Here is a 20,694-nt window from a genome sequence, read left to right as displayed (position 1 = left end):
CCATAAGGTATAACATGGATACAATTAAACTATCAATCGTTAGTCCAAACGGTGAGATATTTAATGATGATGTTAAAACTGTAACTCTTCCTGGAAAAGAGGGAGAGTTCGGTGTTTTAGCAGGACATGCATCATTAGTTTCATCATTAACTGTTGGAGTAATCGTAATTGAAAAAGACGACTCTACTGAAGCTGTTGCTATTAACTGGGGACATGTTAAGGTAGATGAAAAATCTGTAGATGTTTTAGTAGATGGAGCAATCGCATTAACTCAAGGTGCTGATTCTGAAATCTCTAAAAATATTGATGCTGCAAAAGACTTAGTTAATTCTGTAAAAGATTCTAACGTTTCTGTTGCTGCAGTTGAAGCAAAAATTAATTCATTTGCATAAAAGCTTATGACAAACACAATACTAAATTATTTGGCAAATAGTAGCGCTATAACTTATATAGTTTTAGCGCTGCTGTCAATTTACTTAATCATCATTTTTTGGATTTTTATTTATAGATATGTTTCTTTAAAAGGATTAATCACAAATGAAAAAAAATCTTTAGATTCTCTAACTTCAAGAGATTCAAGCTTTTCTCCTTTTTCGTCTTTAAATAAATGTTCAAATAATAGTTCTTCAAGAGAAATACTTCATGCATGTGAAATAAATATTATTAAAGATGCAAGTGCTGGTATTTCTTGGTTAGCAATTATTTCTTCTACGTCTCCATTTATAGGTTTATTTGGTACAGTTATAGGAATTCTTGAGTCATTTGCTAAGTTTTCAGGACATTCAAAAGTTGGTTTTTCTTTAATTGCACCTGCAATTTCAGAAGCACTTGTTGCAACTGCTGCAGGTATTTTTGTAGCAATATTTGCTTATACATTCCACCAAGTGTTAACTAGAAAAGTATATGAATTAAATACTTATATTAAGGCACAAGCAGAAATTATAATTGCAAAAGGTTAGGTTTGTACGATTTTAACCAAAAACCTGATTTAAACATTACTCCTTTAGTAGATATTATGCTTGTTCTTTTAGCTATATTGATGGTAACTGCACCTGTGATAGAGTTTGAAGAGCCAGTTAATCTTCCTAAAGGAAGTAAATCTAAACAAGTACAAGACTTTAAAAAAATTAATATTTTCATAACAAAAGAAAAAGTTGTAAAAATTAATAAGGGAAGTAATATTGCTTTAAATGAATTTCCCGATATTTTTGTACTTTTTTCAAATGGAAAAGATCAAAAAACACCTGTTCACATTAGAGCGGATAAAGATTTAAAATATAATGATGTCATTTTTGTACTAAAGTCTGTAAAAGAAGCTGGATTTTATAAAGTCTCATTAGTAACTGATGGGTAGTTTATGCAAAAAAACTCTTTCTTATATGTTTCAGGAATAATCTCTTTATTTATCTATTTTATCATTGCTTTCATTTTTATGTATTATGTTGTTGGTTCTAAACCAAAAACTTTTAATATTAAAACAAAAGAGACAGTTATTCAATTAGATATGATTATAGAAAAAAGTGATAAAAAAAGAGTTGCTAAAAAAGAAAAAATAAAAGAAAAAGAACCTGTAACAGAGATAAAAAAAGCTGCATCTATTTCAAATAAAAAAAGACCTGATTTAAAATCGCTTTTTGGTAATGTTAAAACTAAAGAGATAAAAGTTAAAAAAGAAGAAGTTAATAATGTTAAAGAATCTATTGACCCTAAAAGATTTAAAGCTAAATTTGAAAGAGAAAAGAAATCTTCAAATGTAAAAGTAGAAAAACTTTTAAATGATAAAATTACAACTACAAATATAAGCTCAAAAAATTTAAGTAAAAATGATGAAAGCGATGAATACTTCTCAAAAGTTAATGAAATGCTTTCAGTATGGACTCCAACTACAAGAGCAGAGAATCTCTTAGCTACAATTATTGTTACAATTTCTCCAACTGGAAATTTTGAGTATAGATTTACAAAATTTTCACAAAATGTCAATTTTGATGAATCTTTAAAAGCTTTTTTAGAAGAACAAAAAAGTATAATATATCCTAAACCTAAAAAGGGTAAATCTGTTAAAATAAGTGTGAACTTTAGATCTGAAGGATAATTTGATGAAAAAAACTTTTATATTTTTATTTGTTTTATGTGGTTTTTTATTTGCGCAAGTAGATGCAAATCTTGAAATCGTTAAAAAAGCTAAAACATTACCAAAAATTTCTGTTAACATTGCTAGTGATTCAGCAGAAATTGCAACTTTAAGTAAAATTAAAGAGATACTAACAAAAGACTTGATTATTAGTGGTCATTTTGATGTTGCATTGTCTAATTCAATAATTAAATTTGATGATGAATTAGATACTTTAAGACTTTCTAATGAAGGTTTAGATTTATATCTATTGCTTAGTGCTAAAAGGTCTTTAAATGGTTCCTATACACTTTATACTAAGTTATTTGATATTAATGCAAAAACTTTGAGTCTACAAAAAAGTTATACTACATTAAAAGAGGATAGATATCCTTTTTTAGCTCATAGAACTGCTATTAGTGTTAATGATCATTTTGATGCACCAAGTATTGATTGGATGGATAAATTTGTTGTATTCTCAACATATAAAGAAAGTAAAAAAGCAGATATTATGATTGGAGATTATACTTTGAATTATAAGAAAACTATAATTAGAGGTGGACTAAATATTTTCCCTAAATGGGCAGATAAAAATCAAAGATCAATTTATTACACATCATATAACTATGTTAAACCAACATTGGTAAAATTGAATATATACACTCAAGAAAAAAGTATTATAATGCAGTCAGATGGTATGATTGTAGCTTCTGATGTAAATAGTGATGGTTCAAAAGTTTTAATTACAGCTTCACCTAATAATCAACCTGATGTTTATTTATATAATACTAGTACAAAAAGTGCTAAACAAGTAACTAATTACAGTGGTATTGATGTTAGTGCTCAGTTTATTGATGATGGCTCAAAAATGGTGTTTGTTTCTGATAGATTAGGATATCCAAATATCTTTGCAAAATCTTTTAACTCAAGAGGTGTTGAAAGACTTGTATATCATAGTAGAAATAACTCTTCGGCTACATCTCACAAAGATAATATTGTTTATGTAAGTAGAGAAAGTGATAATGAATTTAATAGCAGAACTTTTAATTTATACTTAATGTCGACAAAGTCTGATAGTTTAAAAAGATTAACTTCAAGTGGAATAAATCAATTCCCTAAATTTTCAAAAGATGGTGAGTCATTACTGTTTATTAAAAACTTTAATTCTCAAAGTTCAGTTGGTATAATAAGGCTTAATTTTAACAAGTCTTACCTATTTAATCTTGATGGTGGAAGAATCCAATCTATTGATTGGTAACCAAATAATGATTAATTAAGTTTTGATTTTGTAAAATCAAAGTAAATTTTTAATTCTAAGGACAAATTTATGAAAAAAATTAGCATTTACTCTTTCTTGATAGCATCTGTATTATTTACAGGGTGTAGTGAAAAAAACGTAGATATGAATGTAAATAATGCACCTGAGCAAAACTCTGAGACTGCGTTAAATACTATTCCAGATACAAATGTAGAGCAAGTAATGGATGGTAGCTTTTCAATGCTTGAAAAAGCAGGAAATGGTGCTTATTATATGATTAATGGTAAAAAAGTATTAATCGAAAATATTTATTTTGGATTTGATAAATATAACTTAACTGCTGATATGAAAGAAAAAGCAATGACTAATGCTTCAAAATTATCTGCATTAAACCCATCAACAACTGTAAAAGTTTCTGGTAATACAGATGAGTGGGGAACTGATGAGTACAACTATGCTTTAGGTTTAAAAAGAGCAAAAGCTGTTAAGAATGTTTTAGAGAATAATGGTGTAGAAGCTAATATTTCATTAATTTCATTAGGTGAAAGTAATCCAGTTTGTACTGAAAAAAATAAAAACTGTTGGTCAAAAAACAGAAGAGTTGAACATACTTTAGCTAAATAAGTTCTATGAATAAATATCTTGCATCATTTTTAATCACAGCTTCAATAGGAATCTCTTTTGCTGAAGAGGTTTCTGTATTTGGAGCAGGTGATTTAAATTCAAAAAATCCTTATGGATTAAATTCAGCTGAAAAACATATCTTAAATAATCAAAAGAAATTAACAACGCTTAATTCTAAAATTAATGATGTTAACTTACTTATTGATACTTTAAAGAAAAGATTAGAAGGCTTAGAATCAATATATGAAGGTGATTCTTCAAAACTTAATTCAACAGTATTAAGAATGAATGAATTAATGAAACAAGTTGAAATGTCTTCTCAATTAGCTTCAAAGAATAGTACTGAAACAGCTGAAATAAAATCTGTATCTGAAGAACTTTTGAATATGAAAGAAGAAACAGATAAAGAGATGAGAGCAAGTATTGCAACTTTAAAAAAAGCAGTTACAAAAATCTCTAGTTTAGTAAATAAAATAAACAGAGAATATGTATCAGCTAGTGAACTTAGAAAAAATATGGACCAGTTCATTACAAGAGCTGAGTTTGAAAGTTTAAAAAAATCTCTTGGTGTTGAAACTACATCAAGTGTTGTATCAAAAGTATCAAAAAACAATGATACAAAAAAAGAAGAACCTAAAAAGTTAGTAGCTAATGATAAAGCTAAAATAATGAAAGATGCCAAGAGTTTATTCAAGAAAAAATATTTTAAATATGCTATTCCAAAGTTTGAACAGCTAATATCTTTAAATTATAAGCCTGCTGAGAGTAATTATTATTTAGGTGAAATGTGGTATGTAAGAAAGAAATATGATCTTGCAATAAGTCATTTTAAAAAATCTGCTATATTAAATGATAAAGCAGCTTATATGCCATCTTTATTATTGCACAGTGCTATCTCATTTGAACATACAGGTGATAAAGAAAATGCAAAGAGTTTTTATAGTACTTTAATAGATCTTTATCCAAGTTCAGATGAAACAAAGATAGCCAAGAAAAATTTTAAAAAATTATAAATTTAATAAGGAAAGAATATGTCAAAAGTTATAGGTATTGAATATACTTTAAAAGACGCAAATAGCGGTGAACAACTTGACACTAATGTTGGTCAAGCACCACTAGAATTTATTGCTGGAAAAGGTCAAATTATTCCAGGTTTAGAGTCTAAATTAGTTGATATGTCAGAAAATGATAAAGCTGATGTTTTAGTTGAAGCAAAAGATGGGTACGGTGAGTACAATGAAGAAGCAATTCAAGTTTTACCAAAAGAGCAATTTGCTGGTATTGAGTTAAGTGAAGGAATGTCTTTATATGGTACTGGTCAAAATGGTGAGACTGTACAAGTTGTAGTTAAATCATTTGATGAAAATGAAGTTACAATTGACTATAACCACCCAATGGCTGGAAAAACTTTAATGTTTTCAGTTGTTGTTACTTCAATGAGAGCTGCAACTGAAGAAGAACTTCAAACAGGTGTAGTTGGTGGTATGGCTGCAATGAGCGGTGGATGTTGTGGTGGTGGCGGAAGCCAACCACAACAGTCTACTGGTGGTTGTGGTTGTAATTAATAGTTGCTAGGTTAGCAAAACATTTACAAGTATAGATACTTGTAGTTTAGATTACAATAATCACATATTTGCCCAAGTGTATTTTACACTTGGGCAAAACTATTTTTTAAGGTTTGTTTTATAAGCTTTAACAAATAGTTTTTATAAACTAATTATTTTAAATAAAAAGGTATTTACAATGAAAAAAGTTGCTTTTATTTTTCCAGGACAAGGAAGTCAAAGTGTTGGAATGGGAAAAGATTTCTTTGAGAATAGCGAAATTGCAAAAGAGATGATTTCAAAAGCTAGTGAAAGATTAGGAATTGATTTTGAAGAGCTTTTATTTGATGAGAATGACAACTTAGGTAAAACTGAATATACTCAACCTGCTATTCTTTTAGTAAGTTCTATAGCAAATGCAATTTTTAAAGAAAAATATGAGATTCAGCCAGAGTTTGTTTTAGGACACTCATTAGGTGAGTTTTCAGCATTAGTTAGTGCCGGAGCAATTGACTATTTAGATGCTGTTGAGTTGGTACATAGAAGAGGTTTATTTATGACTGAAGCTTGTTCAGGTGGAAATGCAGGAATGATGGCTTTAGTTGGTCTTGATGACACTACAGTAGAGAATATTTGTAAAGAACAAAGAGATGCAGGTAAGCAAGTTTGGCCAGCAAATTATAATATGGATGGTCAATTAGTTTTAGCTGGTATCAAGTCTGATTTAGAGAGTTTAGTTGATACTTTTAAAGAAGCAGGAGCTAAAAGAGCAATTGTTTTAGATATGTCTGTTGCTAGCCATTGTGAATTACTTGAAAGTGCTGTTGAAAACTTAAAACCATACTTAGATGAGTATTTAAAGGATGAATTTGCACAAGTAATTTCAAATGTAACTACAGAAGCATATACAACAAAAGGTGATGCAATAGAACTTTTAGCTTCACAACTTACAAAACCTGTTAAATATAAGCAATCAATTAGTGCTCATAAAAATGTAGATGCATTTATTGAGTTTGGAAATGGTATTGTATTAAAAGGTTTAAATAGAAAAATTGTAAAAGGTGTACCTACATTAAATGTAAGTGATATGAAGTCTTTAGAAAAGACAATTGAGGCATTAAATGACTAAAATTGCAATTATGGGAGCTATGGAAGAGGAAATCGAACCTCTTTTAGCTCATTTTGATAATGTAAATATTGTTGAGTTTGCTAATAATAAATATTATGAAGTAAGCTATAAAGGTGTAGAAATTGTTATTGCTTATTCTAAAATAGGAAAAGTATTTGCAAGTTTAACAGCTGCAACAATGATTGAAAAATTTGAGTGTGATACACTTCTTTTTTCAGGTGTTGCAGGTGGAATTAATCCTAAACTTAAAATTGGTGATTTAATTATCGCTGATAAATTATGTCAACATGATTTAGATATTACTGCATTTGGTCATCCAAATGGTTTTGTTCCAGGTGGAAGTGTTTTTGTTGAAACATCTGAAAAACTAAGAACAATTGCTAAAGATGTAGCAAAAGAGAATGAACTGAATGTTATTGAAGGTACTATTGCTACAGGCGATCAATTTGTTCACTCAAGTGAGCGAAAAGATTTTATTGAATCAACTTTCAAAGCTGATGCATTAGAAATGGAGGGGGCAAGTGTTGCAGTTGTTTGTGATTCTTTAAATGTTCCATTTTTTGTATTAAGAGCTATCTCTGATAGTGCTGATGGTGGAGCTGATATTGATTTTGATGAATTTTTAAAATCATCAGCTATAAACTCTGCAAACTATATGATTAAAATTGTTGATAAGTTAATAGACTAATTATCAATAATTCCATAACCAATACCAAAGCTATTGGTTATGGATTCTTTACCTATTTTATTTGAAAGTCTGCTAATTAATGATTTAAAGGCAGATTCACTAACTTCTTTATCTTTCCAAATGTGACTTTTTATTTTTTCTATTCTTACTATACTACTTTTATTTTCAAGTAGTAATTCTAGAAGTATAGTTTCGTTTTTTGTTAGTTTTACAATTTTTTTATTTATATATAAACTATTATCTATATAGTTATAGTGTTTATTTCTACTGATACTAATTGTATGACTTTCTCCATTAAGAAGTTTTTTAGCACTATTATTTAGCGCATAAATTAGGCTATTTATATCAACAGGTTTTAGTATATAATCTGTTAAATTCAATTTAATTGCTTTTATGAGGGTTGTAGTATCTTTTTTTGAGCTTATTACTATAATTGGTATTTTTTCATCTCTTTTTCTAATCTCTTTTATAAAATCAAAACCATCATGCTTTTCTAGTAAGATATCTGTAACTATAACTCTTGGATTCACTTTTTCATATAAGTTATTTGCTTCTTTTTGATTATCTGTCCAAAGTGTTTTTTTAAAAAATATATCCAATATTTTTATTATTTTTGTATAAGAAGTATCTTTATTAGAGATATAAAGAACATATTTATTTTTTAGTATTTTTTTTAATGATATACTCATAAATATATTATACTAAAAATTATTAATAAAACAATAAAGCGACTATTTTGTGACTACTTATTTGATAATATATCAATAGTTTTATTACTATTAGGAGTAAATAATGATTACTATTTCAAAGTACGGGCAAAATTTATCTTTTGTTGAGAACCAAAATATTTTAATTCTTGATAATCTTGAGTTAAATAAAACTATTAAGATTAAATTATCAGAAGATATCAAGTATAGTTCTCAGTTAGTTGAAGAAGATTTGGCATTTGAGTTTATTGATAAAGAAGGAAATTCTTTTCAGTTAATATTAAAAGATATGGCTACATTATTAGCACAAAATGATGGAACTACTCTAGTAGATTTAATATTAACTAAAGATAATGAAGAAGATGAAGTTATTGCTAGTATTAGTGATTTAGCAACTGCACTTCAAGCTTCTGCTGCGGGAGCAGAAGAAGCTCGTTCTGGTGATACATATAATAATCCAGGTTTTAATAATGCTTCTGAAAATGGTATAGAAAATAGAAATTATGACAATGCTAGAATTGGGGGAGATAATAACCTACCTTCAAATGCCCTTGGTAATCAAAATGCACAAGATGCTTTAGCTAGACGAAACTTTGCTCCTAAAATTGATGATATAGATGCTCAGATAGTAGATGAAGATAAAACATTGATATTTACATTTAATGCAACAGATAGAGACAATGATACATTAATCGTAAATGCAAGTTCTTCTGATGGAACTATTTCACTAAATGGAAATGAAATTATATTTACTCCTAATGAAAATTTTAATGGTCAAACAACAATTGTATTAAATGTAAGTGATGGAAAGGCAATAACTACTAAAAGTATTAATGTAATTGTAAGTGATATAAATGATGAACCTAAATTGGAAACAGTTTCTACATTTGAAGTAGAAGAAGATGGAAGTAAGACAATCACATTTGCAGCAAATGATATAGATGGAACAGTAAATACAACAGCAGTAGCAAATAATGGAACAGTTGTAGTAAATGGAAATGAGATAACATATACACCAAATGCAAACTTCAATGGAAGTGATACACTAACAATAACAACAATTGATGATGATGGAGCTAAAGTAGTAAAAGAAGTAGCAGTTACAGTAAATAGTGTAAATGATGCACCAATAATTGAATCACAGACAATTAGTGTTCAAGAAGATCAGATTTTAAGAGGAACAGTTATTGCAAATGATATTGATTTACCTTCAGGTGAAAAACTTGTATTTAGTACTATTGATATAGTAGATGGTTTTTCAATAGACCAAGATGGTAATTATGAATTTGATGCATCAGATTATGATTATTTGAAAAATGGTGAAGAAGAAATAATTAGTATTAATATAGATGTTGAAGATGAACTAGGTGAACAAAGCTCAAACAAATTTACTATAAAATTAACAGGTGAAATTGATACACCAACATTAGAAGTTGTAAGTGCTACAACACTAGATGAAGATAGTAGTAAGACAATCACATTTACAGCAAGTGATTTAGATGGAACAGTAACAACGACAGCAATTGCAAATAATGGAAGCGTAGTAATAAATGGAAGTGAAATAACATACTCACCAAATGAGAACTTTAATGGAAGAGATACAATAACTTTAACAACAACAGATGATGATGGAGCAAAAGTAGTAAAAGAAGTAGAAGTTACAGTAAATAGTGTAAATGATGCACCAGTAATTGAAAATATATCAACTCAGACAGTAGCCGAAGATAATACAAAAATAGTTACAATTGATGTAAGTGATATTGATGGTGATGATTTAACAAAAACAGTTAGTACAACAAATGGAGCAGCTATTATAAATAATGATGGTAATATTGAATTTACTCCAAATGCTAACTTTAATGGTATGGCTGTTGTAACTTTAGATGTAAATGATGGAACAACAACTGCAAGTAAAACATTTAATGTAAATGTAACAGCTGTAAATGATGTACCTATTGCAAATAATGACAGTGGGTTTGAAATAAGCGAAAATGTACAAAGTTTAGAAATTGATGTTTTATCAAATGATAGTGATGTGGAAAACTCTCCTTTATCAATAAGTAGTTTTACTCAGCCTTTAAAAGGAAGTGTTCAATTAAATAGTACAGGTGATAAATTAGAGTTTATTCCTGGACGTGATTTTGACTACTTAGAAAAAGATAAAGAGGCAACAGTAGTATTTACATATACAGTAAGTGATGGAGAATTAACAAATGATACAACAGTAACATTAACAGTAAAAGGTACAAATGACGCTCCTCAAATCACTGCAAAAGATCCAATTATAGTTTTAGAATCTGATTTAAACGATGCAACTCAAGGTATATTAGAAACAGTAGTTACTAATACGGATGGTATAATTTCTTTGTCTATATCAACTTCAAACTCTACAATAGTAAAGTTATTTGAACAATTTGATGTTTCAGGAATAGTAAATGATACTTTAATTGAATTATTAAATATTCCAGCTTCAAATGTTTCATTTGTTGTAGATAAATCAGTTGCTGGAACAGTTACAATCAATGCTGAAATTTCAGGCTTACCGTCAAATCCTTTTGAAACAGCAATCACACAAGAAAACCTTAAGTTAGTGATTTTAGATAACTTAGGAATGGCATTTAATTTACCTTTTGAAAATGCTGTTTATTCAAATAGTATGGAGATAACAGATTTAGATAATATTGAGGATGTAACAGTATCTTTAGGTCAGTTTTCAGTAACGCTTACAACAACAAGTGAATTATTAATCTCTGTATTTGAGCAAATAAGTGGAATTTCATCTATAGATAGAGCATCTATTCAATCATTATTAACAGATATTTTATCAGGAGATGTCGAGTCAACAACTGAATCTAAATCAGTTACATTACCAGCATCTGCAGTAAAATTATTAGAAACTGCTGGATTACTAAATGTAGTTACAAGTGATCTAATCTTAGCTGATGACGAAATAACTGGCACTGTTAATTATCAAATAATTTCTCCTATCTTCAATATGATGAATGAGACAGATTCCCTTGATCTATCATTTGATTATAGCGTCGCGGATGGTATTGATACTGTAAACTCTATAGAATTAGTAAAGATATTAGGGACAAATGATACTCCTGTTGCTATTGCTGATACTGTAAATACTGAAAGTAGTACTGGTACATATTATGGGACACTTCCAGGTGCATACAATCTTGATATGTTTAAAACAGTACTTGATAATATAGATACATCAAATGGATTAACAGAAATTATAGACCAAACAGAACTTCAAAATGCACTATTAACTAGTCTTGCTGATGATGTAAATATAGATGTAAGTTCTGAAAAAATAGCTGAAATTCAAGCAAGAGTTTTGCCAAATGCTTTTGCTTCACTTGGTTTAACAACTGATGATATTCTACCTGCACTTACTAGTTTAACAGATCCAATAAATAATAAGGTTGATTCTTTACAAGATAAGATAAATAGTTTTCCAGCAACTATAAAAAATATAATAGAAACTAAATTTGGTGAATTAACAGCTGGAAGTTCTAAAGATTTACAACTAGATAATTTGATTAATGACTTTGTTTCAAAACTTCTAAATGCAGACCAATCAGGTGCAGAAACTGCAGCTGAGACTTTAGGTTTGGCATTATTTGATATTTATGAATCACCAATAAATTATTCTGATATAACAGATATCAAAAAAGCGATAGTTGATATCAAAACAAATACAAGTATTATAGTTAATACAATAGTTGATGTAATTGAGACACAAATTGACGATACAACTCATACAAGAGAGTTAGAAACTTTAGTTGAAAATTTAATTGCTTCAAATATAAATGAAACAACTTTTACTAACTCATTATTTACTATTTTTGAGTCTTCTGTAACACCTATAGATTTATCAGTTATATCTACATCTATTCCAACTATTATCTCTGGAATTTCTATTCATACCAATGTAGAGACTTTAAGAACAGATTTAATTTCTAATATTGAATTAGCAATAAGTACTCAATTAAACCTTTATCCAGTATTGAATCCTTCAATATCTTTAATAGATGTTGTCACTCAATTTGTATCTGAACTAGAAGCCGAAAATACAGATGCAGACTCTAATTTAGTTAGTGGTCTTATCTCTATATACGGTCCTAGTATTTCTATCGAAGCAACAAATATTCAAATTGCTGTTTCTCCTTTACTCATAACATATACAAATAATGTTCAAAATGAGTTAGTGTCTCAAATAGTAAATTCTATTGAAACACAAATTGGAGATACAACACAAAGAGCGCAATTAACTTCTGATGTGATTCAACTATTAAGTGATATAGAATCTAATCCTTCTTCTCAAGATACTATTTTAGATAGTTTTGCAAATGGTTTATTTATAACATTTAATGCATCAGTAACTCCTAGTGATTTAGTTTCTATTCAGACTGATATAGCTTCTATTCAATCAAATCCATCTATTTATTATGTTACTGCAATGGTTGAAGCTATTGAATCTCAAATTGGAGTAGAAGATACACCAGCTTTAAGAAGTCTAATTACAATATTAGTTGTTCAAATTGAAGCTAATCCATCTGATGAAACACTAGTTTTAGAAGCATTTGTAGAAGATTTATTTACTCTTTACAATGCAACTGTGACTTTAGATGATTTACTATTTATTCGTACTTCAATAGAAACTGAGGCAAATGCTCTTTCAGCTTCTATATCAGATTTCCCTATGGACTTAGCAAATACATTAATCGTTGATTCTTTAGATTTAACATTAGATACTACTAATTGGACAGGTGATGTCTCACCGTCTGAGTATCAAACAATTTTAAATAAAATTAACAATTTGCTATTAAATGCTAAAAATAATCCTTTAACATTTGATGCAACTGAAGAATCTAAAATTTTATTGATTGAGACGACTGATTTATTGGGCTTAGACTTAAATCAAATTATTATAGAAAATTTACCAAGTGATATTACAAATGCTTTAGATAATTTAGAAACATCATTATCATTAGACCCAGATGCAATTATTGCAAATTTAGATATAAATCAATTATTAGTTGATTTAGGTATAGATATTAATAATATTGATTATAATGAAATTTTAAATGATACAAGAATAAAAATTACAGAATCTATTAGCTCATTAAGTCCAAGTGACTTAGTAAATAATCCAGATGCTATATCTGATACTTTCAAAGATATTTTAGATACTATTTTTGCACAGGAAAATGGAATATTAACTTCTGTAATTGATAACTTAATTGATATTACAGATGTAGAGTTAAAAGATGCAATTGTTAATGCTCTTAGTGATGCAATCATAACTGAAATTTCTACAGAAATGGATGCTTTAATTTCTGCACTTAAAAACAATTTTGGAAAAGAATCAGAAGTTGTAACTATGAGTATAGAGACTATTTCTAATCCAGTTGTTACACTTGAGCCAAATAATGGTGGATTAAGTGTAAATTTAACTAAAGGTATAGTTACTTTAAATGTTGCAACATACTCTTTAGGTGAAGAAATCACTGTAACTGTAAATGGTGAAGATTCTAATGGGGAAACTGTATCATATAACTTTGATTTTGTAGTAGTTGATGATGGTGGAACTTTAAAGCTTAGTGATACTCCAAACTACGATAAGCTAGGTGATGAAGTTATACAAACTATTGTTGCTGAGTTAACTCAAGATGTAAATCTAAGTGTAGATGAAATCAAATCTATTACACTTGAAAATATTTTTGCTCAATTAGGATTAGATAGAGGCTTATTGTTTGATGAGACAAGAGATGAAATTGCCGATAAAATGGTTCAAGATTTATACTATAGAATAAGTATGGATGAAGACTTACAAGATATTGCTACTTTAACTTTTAAAGAAGTATCTGATTCTATAGTTACAACTGTATATGATGAAAATGGGCTTGATATTACTGATACCTTAACTCTTAGTAATACCATAGTTAATATTCAAGAGGATGGTTCTTATAGTGTAACAAATGAAGATTTTGAAGTGATAAGTCCTTCATATGATATTGAAGTAGAATTTGCTTATAAAGTTGTAGATAAACAAGGAGTTGAGAGTGAGCCAAAAAAAGTAACAGTTGAAATTGATTTAACAGATACATATACTCCAAGTGAAACTGACAATGAAATTGATATGAGTACACTACTTAGTAATACTACTGGTTTAGATGAATTAGATTTAGATAGTGGAGAACATATACTAAGTAATTTTACACTTGAAGATTTTGTAGCATTGACAGACGAGGATAATTCTTTAAGAATTCTGGGGGATGAAGCTGATAGTATTAAACTTGAAACTTCACAAAACTGGGAGCCAAAACTAAATACAGATGGCTCAACATACAAAGATGCAGATGGCTTCCAAGTATATACAACAACAAATACACAAGATGAGGTACTAAAACTTCTTATTGAAGATAGCGTAACCGTAGAAATATAATTATTAGGCTAAAATTAGCCAAATAATTGAAAAAGGAAGATAGAATTGCTTTCAAAAATATTTAAAAACTTTAAAAAAACTGATAATAAACTCCCTGATTTTTACACAACTGATTTACACTCTCATTTAATTCCTGAAATAGATGACGGTTCAAAATCAATGACCCAAAGTATAGAAATGATTAAAGAACTTAAAAACTTAGGTTTCAAAAAACTGATTACTACACCACATACTATGTCTCATAGATTTCCTAACACAAAAGATGATATTTTAAGAAAATTTGATCTTTTAAAAGAAGAAGTTTCAAAACAAAATATTGATATATGTTTAGAAGTAGCAAGTGAGTATTACTATGATGAACACTTTTTTGAGCTTATTAAAAATAAAGAGCTTTTAACATTTGGAGATAACTATGTTCTTTTTGAGTTATCGTATACTACTCCTGTATTTGGAATAGAACAAACTATATACGAACTTTTAAAAGCAGGGTATAAACCTGTACTTGCACATCCTGAAAGATATACATACTTCTCTCAGAACTTAGAGAAATATAATCAAATAAAAGAAGCAGGTTTAAGCTTTCAAATAAATGTAAACTCAACTAATAACTTCTATGGTAAAAATGTAAAAAAAGCTGTTGAATATCTAATAAACAATGGTTTGGTAGATTTTGTAGGAAGTGACACTCATAGACCAAACTATGTAGATGCTTTAAAAGAGAGTATGAATAGTAAAAATTTTAGAAAAATAGAAGAAAAAAATGAGATAAAAAATATATATTTATAAAATATGGTAGAAGTTAAAACTTCTACCTATTTTTATAATACTTGTCATTTCCATAACCATAGCCATAGTTTGAACCATAGCCATAGCCATATTTCTCACCAATTTCAACACCATTTAAAATCATTCCAAATGTATTTTGAGTATGCTCTTTACTTAATCTATCAAGATTTTTAACAAACTCTTTTCTAGTGTAAGAAGCACGTGCTACTACAAAAGATATATCAGCATAGTTCATAAGAATCATTGCATCTGTTACTAACCCAACTGGCGGAGTATCAAAGATAATATAATCATATCTTTCTTTTAGAATTTCAATAAACTCTTTCATATTATCTGTAAGTATTAATTCAGAAGGATTTGGAGGAATCGTACCTGTTGTAATGATGTCAACATTAGTATTTTCATCATGGTAAAGAACTTCTTCTAAACTATTTTGCTTTGTTAGGTAGTTACTAATACCAATATTATTAGAAATGTTAAACTCATTATGTAAACTTGCTTTTCTTAAGTCTAAGTCTAAAACAACAACCTTTTTATTTGTTTGAGCTATGATTTTTGCTAAATTTGCTGCAATAGTAGTTTTACCTTCTCCTGAAACAGAAGAAGTAATAGCTATAACTTCACTACTTTCATGCTTTGGTAAGAACTGTAGATTAGTTCTTATAGCTCTATATGCTTCATCTACTAGGTTTGAAGTTTTTTTGTTTTTATTTTGAGGTATAATACCATATAAAGGTATACTGCAAAGCTTTTCAATTTCATCTGAGTTCTTGACAGTATTATTAAAGAACTCTCTTAAGAATGCTAATGCTAATCCTACTATAAGACCCAAAATTATACCAACCAAAACAATAAGTTTTCTTTTGGGTTTTATTGGATAAGAGTTTTGTACTGCACTATCAAGTAGTCTTGAATTTGAAATAGTAGAAGATTTAAGTATTGCAGTTTCAGCTTTTTTCTCTAGTAAAAAAGAATAAATCTTTTCATCAATACTGTAGTATCTTGTAAGTCTTGATAATTCTCTTTCTTGTTTTGGTAAAGAAGCAATTGATTTGTTAAACTTAGCAATTACATTTCTTAATGATTGTTTTCTTTGATTTAATTGTCTTAGATTATTTCTAAGAGCTGCTTTTATAGATCGTTTTAGACTAGATATATTTTGACTAACTTTTTGTACATCAGGGTGTAACTCTGTATAATCAACAAGTAAAGTAGACTTTCTTGTAGCTTCTTCTTGTAATCTATTTACTAAAGTACCAAGAGCAGGGTCCGCAAAATTTACAGAACCAATAGTAAGACCTGTAAGGTTTTGGTTTGACTTTATGTATTGTTGTAAATTTGACAAGATTGTTATTTCTGTTTGCATTTCTTCAAGTTTTGCTTCATACTCACTTAACTGTTCAGTAGTTTTTATGGCTTGTTCACCAAGTCCAACTACTTGATTTTTTTCTTTAAAATCTTCAAGTTTTGTTTCTGATTTTTTAAGTCTTGCATTTATTGAGTCAAGTTGTCTATCTATGAATCCTAAAGTAAGGTTTGCCTCTTTTGTTTTATGTTCAATTTCTTGATTCATATAAGCCTGATGAACAGCATTTAAAATCTCTTTTGCTCTAAGTGATGAAGTATCCTGAAAGCTAAGTTTTAAAATTGTAGCTTTTTTTGACACCTGTGACACGGATATATTTTTTCTATAAAATTGATATAGTCCTCTATTCGTCATAAAACTAAATCTATACTCTTTGTTTTTAAGAGCATGAATCTTTTTTATATTTAGGGTGAAATAAGGGTTATTTATAGTTTCAGAATACTTGTGATTTTTGTTGTAAACTATTTTTTCATGAGCTTTTAAAGGTATAATTCCATAATTTTTTAGAAAACCTTTTATTGAATAAGGTGAAATAGGTTCTATTCTTAAATTGAAACTATTTTCATCTATTGGTTTTAAAATAAACTCTTTTCCATAAAGTAAGTCATCTAAAAAGTGACTATTTACAACAAATGGTGAGTCTTTGTATAGTTCTATTTCTCTAAAGTTATGAGTAGTGAAATATCTAGTTTTTAAATTTAAAAGATTAAAAGCTTTTTTGGCTAAAAATCTTGATTTCATTACTTCTATTTCATTATCTACATTTGCTCCTCCACCATCAAAAGCTTGAAGCATAAAGTCAGCAGGACTTGCTGACTTTTTTTTATCTTCCATAAGTTCAATAGTTGCAGATGAAGAGTAGATGTTTGGTTTTATATATGCAAATATAGCACTACCAAAAGTAAATATAAACGTGATAATAATAATAGACCACTTATATCTAAAAATAGTTTTTATAACATCTTTTAAATCTATTTGATCATGATGTTGAATGTTCGTTTGATTCATTCTTTTTATACCTTTATTACTCTATAAGAGTTTTTCTTTGGTTTAATGGATCTAGGATACTAGATAACATATTCCAAAATGGGTTGATTTCATCAAATGCTTTGTTATAACCTTTAAGTTTTCTAGGTTGGACATATAAAATATCATTTGGTTTAAGATATAGACTTGATACAGCTAAACTAGACATGTTTGTAAGATCAATATTTCTAATTTGTGGTTTTCTTAAATCACCTCTTACTACTTTTATATTTGATCTAGATGCCATATCTGTAAGGTCACCTGTTCTTGCTATAGCTTCTATAACATTCATAGTTCCATTTGTAACTGGAACTATTCCCGGTTGTTTTACTTCACCTATTACTATAACTCTTTGGTTTTTTATCTCTACAAGTACATATGGGTTTCTGATATATTTCTTATATTTTTTGATAAGCATTTCCGATGCCTCATCTTGTGTGTAGCCAGCTACATTTACACTACCTAGTAAAGGAAGTCTAACAGTTCCTTTTTGAGTTACTAAAAGGCCAATATTTTCTTCGATAGTTTGGCTAGTATTTGTATCTCTACTAGTAAGTATAGAAGTCATTTGCTGACTTCCTTGTCCTGCTTGAATATAAACAGTAATATCAACCCTGTCATTTGGAGCAATAAGATTTTCAAATACTACTTCTTCTTCATATTCATCTTGTGAAATTATTGAAAGTTCATCTTTCTTTTCATCTTTAGTTTGAAAAAGTTTATAGTCTTTCATACTACAACCACTAAATATAAAAATAGATAAAATAACTACAAGTATACTATCTTTCATAAATTCTCCCTTTATTTTATTATATAATTTTAACTAAAAAAGTTATAAAGTTTTATTATAGAGATTATCTATGCACTGTAAATATTTATTAATTACTATTTGTTCATCAAATTCTTTAATAACTTTTTCTCTACTTTTCTTGCCCATTAGTTTTCTATCATCTAGGGATATATGTATCATTTTTTCAATTTGTAAAGCTAAATCTTTAGCATCTTTTACTTTAGATAAAAAGCCATTTACTCCATCATCAACTACATCTTTACAACCAGGTGCATCTGTAGTAACAATAGGTTTTGCTAAAGCAGCAGCTTCAAGTAAAACTCTAGATAATCCTTCTCTATATGAAGGTAAAACTACACAATCTACTTTTAAAATTTCACTCATAACATCATCACTGTGACCTAAATAGTTTATAAGTCCCTCTTCAATCCAAGATTGAAGTTCAGTTTCACTTACTGCTGTTGGATTTCCAGAGTATAGACTACCTAGCAGTTTAAATTCTATATTTTTATACTTTTGTTTTATGATTTTTATAGCTTCTATATATTCACCTATACCTTTATCTCTTACAAGTCTTGCAATCATCATAAATGTAAGTTTTTCATTTGGTACAATATTTTCAACTGCTTTATAAATATCTGTATTTATACCAGAACCTGGAAGTAGGTCGGTTTGATATTCTTTTACTAAGTTATTTTGTACAAATAGATTTTTATCTTCAGTATTTTGAAAAAATACTTTGTTTTTCACTAAGCTTACTTTATATAGCCATCTTGCAACTTTTGAAGAAAAGTTATCGTTTAAAAATACAGTTCCAAGACCTGAGATATTTGAGATCACATTTTTGTCTAAAAGTCTAGCTGCTATTGAGCCATAGATGTTTGGTTTTATAGTGTATTGAAGTATCACATCTGGATTTATTTTTTTATATAAAGCATAATAATCACGTATTAACTTTATATCTTCAATAGGATTTGTTCCTTTGTTGTTCATCTTGATTTCATAGTATTCAAACCCTAACTCTTCAAGTTTTTTTGAGTAGTCATCAAGTGGAGCAACACATACTATTTTGTATCCTTTTTTTTGTAAGGTTTTTAGAAGACCAACTCTGAAGTTGAAGATATTCCATGAGGTATTTATTGTTATGATTATAGTTTTCAAGTTAAATCTTTGTATATTTGTTCATGTTTTTTTACTATTTCATCAATTGAATAAATAGTATTAATTTTTTTAAAAAGTTTATTTGCTTTTTCTTTTGCTGTTTCATAATCATTTATAATAAATTCTGCATTATCTACAAAATTTTTTAATTCACAAATATATGAATTCTTTTTATTAAGTAAAGAAGGAATACTTCCTACTGGAGTTGAAAGCACAGGTAAACTACTTGCGCCTGCTTCAAGAATTACTATTGGTAAACCCTCCCATAGCGATGGCATAATTAAACAATGTGATTGATTTAATAATTCTGGTATGTCATTTCTCAATCCTAATAGTTTTATATGATTTTCTAGCTTATTCTCTTTGATTAAGTTTTCAAGTTCTTCGTTTAGATAACCATGTCCTACAATGTGAATTTCAAAATCATACTTACTCTTTAATTTGTTTGTAAATTTTATTAAAAACTTTTGATTTTTTTGTGTTTCAAGTCTACCTATATTAATAAATGTAAATTTATTATTTTTTTCAAGATTTAAATTGTATTTATCAATTTGAACGCCATTAGGAATTACTTTATAATGAGATTTGTAAAAATATTTTAGAATATTTTTAGAAAAAACTATATCAATATTTCTAAAAGGTTTTAAAAACCAAACAATAATTTCTCTTAATTTTGAACCAATGTTAAAATTGTGTGAAGTGTATACAACTTTTAGTTTTGGGTTTAATATTTTTAAAATAGATGCAACAATAACAGAATGCGTCATATGCGCATGAATAATATTAATATTTTTTTCTTTTATAATTTTGTTGATAGAACTTATTAGTGAAATAATATCTCTAAAAGAATTTGATTTATCTAATTTTATAGTATTTATTTTATTTTGAATAAAGTCATCATATAATTCATCTCTTTTTGACATAGATACTACATATGTATTAAATTCATTTTTATTTGTAAATTTTGCCAAATCTAAAACAACTTTTTCCGCTCCACCCATTCCTAATCCTGTGATAAGTTGTAAAATATTAATTTTGTTCAAAT

Annotated in this window: 17 protein-coding genes; 12 read left to right on the top strand and 5 right to left on the bottom strand. The window is 28.1% G+C overall.

Going from position 1 to position 20,694, the window contains the following annotated elements; genetic code table 11:
* The first annotated feature begins 14 nt into the window (after positions 1-14).
* The 10 genes from atpC (at position 15) to NJU99_RS11165 (ending at position 7,353) form a co-directional block, all read left to right on the top strand.
* Positions 15-392, top strand: coding sequence for an ATP synthase F1 subunit epsilon (gene atpC, locus NJU99_RS11210; RefSeq protein ID WP_254575992.1), 378 nt, complete (start codon positions 15-17; stop codon positions 390-392).
* 6 nt (positions 393-398) lie between these two features.
* A complete protein-coding gene (locus NJU99_RS11205; RefSeq protein WP_254575991.1) occupies positions 399-959 on the top strand; it encodes a MotA/TolQ/ExbB proton channel family protein in 561 nt (186 codons plus the stop codon).
* Positions 960-961: 2 nt separating this feature from the next.
* Complete coding sequence (locus tag NJU99_RS11200) at positions 962-1,354, top strand: ExbD/TolR family protein (RefSeq protein WP_254575990.1); 393 nt, start codon at positions 962-964, stop codon at positions 1,352-1,354.
* A 3-nt stretch (positions 1,355-1,357) separates the two neighbouring features.
* Positions 1,358-2,092, top strand: coding sequence for a TonB C-terminal domain-containing protein (locus NJU99_RS11195; RefSeq protein WP_254575989.1), 735 nt, complete (start codon positions 1,358-1,360; stop codon positions 2,090-2,092).
* A 4-nt stretch (positions 2,093-2,096) separates the two neighbouring features.
* Positions 2,097-3,368, top strand: a complete 1,272-nt coding sequence (tolB, locus tag NJU99_RS11190; protein WP_254575988.1) for a Tol-Pal system protein TolB — start codon at positions 2,097-2,099, stop codon at positions 3,366-3,368.
* Positions 3,369-3,437: 69 nt separating this feature from the next.
* The gene (locus NJU99_RS11185; RefSeq protein WP_254575987.1) at positions 3,438-3,992 is read left to right on the top strand and encodes an OmpA family protein; all 555 of its coding nucleotides are present in this window, start codon (positions 3,438-3,440) and stop codon (positions 3,990-3,992) included.
* 5 nt (positions 3,993-3,997) lie between these two features.
* The gene (locus NJU99_RS11180; RefSeq protein ID WP_254575986.1) at positions 3,998-5,005 is read left to right on the top strand and encodes a tetratricopeptide repeat protein; all 1,008 of its coding nucleotides are present in this window, start codon (positions 3,998-4,000) and stop codon (positions 5,003-5,005) included.
* 18 nt (positions 5,006-5,023) lie between these two features.
* Complete coding sequence (locus NJU99_RS11175; protein WP_254575985.1) at positions 5,024-5,557, top strand: FKBP-type peptidyl-prolyl cis-trans isomerase; 534 nt, start codon at positions 5,024-5,026, stop codon at positions 5,555-5,557.
* Positions 5,558-5,735: 178 nt separating this feature from the next.
* Positions 5,736-6,665, top strand: coding sequence for an ACP S-malonyltransferase (gene fabD, locus NJU99_RS11170; RefSeq protein WP_254575984.1), 930 nt, complete (start codon positions 5,736-5,738; stop codon positions 6,663-6,665).
* Positions 6,658-7,353 carry a 5'-methylthioadenosine/adenosylhomocysteine nucleosidase gene (locus tag NJU99_RS11165; RefSeq protein WP_254575983.1) on the top strand — a complete coding sequence of 232 codons (696 nt, stop codon included), beginning with the start codon at positions 6,658-6,660 and terminating at the stop codon, positions 7,351-7,353. The genes fabD and NJU99_RS11165 overlap by 8 nt, the downstream gene beginning before the upstream one ends.
* On the opposite strand, the gene NJU99_RS11160 is transcribed toward NJU99_RS11165, so the two are convergent.
* Positions 7,350-8,042 (bottom strand): response regulator transcription factor, encoded by a 693-nt coding sequence (locus NJU99_RS11160; RefSeq protein ID WP_254575982.1) that lies wholly within the window; start codon positions 8,040-8,042, stop codon positions 7,350-7,352. The genes NJU99_RS11165 and NJU99_RS11160 overlap by 4 nt on opposite strands.
* A gap of 103 nt (positions 8,043-8,145) precedes the next feature.
* On the opposite strand from NJU99_RS11160, the gene NJU99_RS11155 reads away from it, so the two are divergent.
* A complete protein-coding gene (locus NJU99_RS11155; RefSeq protein WP_254575981.1) occupies positions 8,146-14,520 on the top strand; it encodes a tandem-95 repeat protein in 6,375 nt (2,124 codons plus the stop codon).
* 45 nt (positions 14,521-14,565) lie between these two features.
* Positions 14,566-15,306 carry a tyrosine-protein phosphatase gene (locus NJU99_RS11150; protein ID WP_254575980.1) on the top strand — a complete coding sequence of 247 codons (741 nt, stop codon included), beginning with the start codon at positions 14,566-14,568 and terminating at the stop codon, positions 15,304-15,306.
* A 22-nt stretch (positions 15,307-15,328) separates the two neighbouring features.
* Here NJU99_RS11150 and NJU99_RS11145 read toward each other — a convergent pair whose 3' ends face one another.
* Genes NJU99_RS11145 through NJU99_RS11130 form a run of 4 tightly spaced genes read right to left on the bottom strand, consistent with a single transcriptional unit; the run spans position 15,329 to position 20,692 of the window.
* On the bottom strand, positions 15,329-17,680 hold the full coding sequence (locus NJU99_RS11145) for a GumC family protein (RefSeq protein WP_254575979.1): 2,352 nt from the start codon (positions 17,678-17,680) through the stop codon (positions 15,329-15,331).
* Positions 17,681-17,696: 16 nt separating this feature from the next.
* Positions 17,697-18,488 (bottom strand): polysaccharide biosynthesis/export family protein, encoded by a 792-nt coding sequence (locus NJU99_RS11140; RefSeq protein WP_254575978.1) that lies wholly within the window; start codon positions 18,486-18,488, stop codon positions 17,697-17,699.
* A gap of 42 nt (positions 18,489-18,530) precedes the next feature.
* On the bottom strand, positions 18,531-19,649 hold the full coding sequence (locus tag NJU99_RS11135; protein ID WP_254575977.1) for a glycosyltransferase family 4 protein: 1,119 nt from the start codon (positions 19,647-19,649) through the stop codon (positions 18,531-18,533).
* The gene (locus NJU99_RS11130; RefSeq protein ID WP_254575976.1) at positions 19,646-20,692 is read right to left on the bottom strand and encodes a glycosyltransferase; all 1,047 of its coding nucleotides are present in this window, start codon (positions 20,690-20,692) and stop codon (positions 19,646-19,648) included. Before NJU99_RS11130 ends, NJU99_RS11135 begins: the two co-directional genes overlap by 4 nt.
* Positions 20,693-20,694: the final 2 nt, after the last annotated feature.

It is taken from the genome of Arcobacter roscoffensis, assembly GCF_024267655.1.
Taxonomy (GTDB): domain Bacteria; phylum Campylobacterota; class Campylobacteria; order Campylobacterales; family Arcobacteraceae; genus Arcobacter_B; species Arcobacter_B roscoffensis.
Note: the sequence above shows the minus strand (reverse complement) of the source record. Positions and strands in the feature narration are given on the sequence as shown.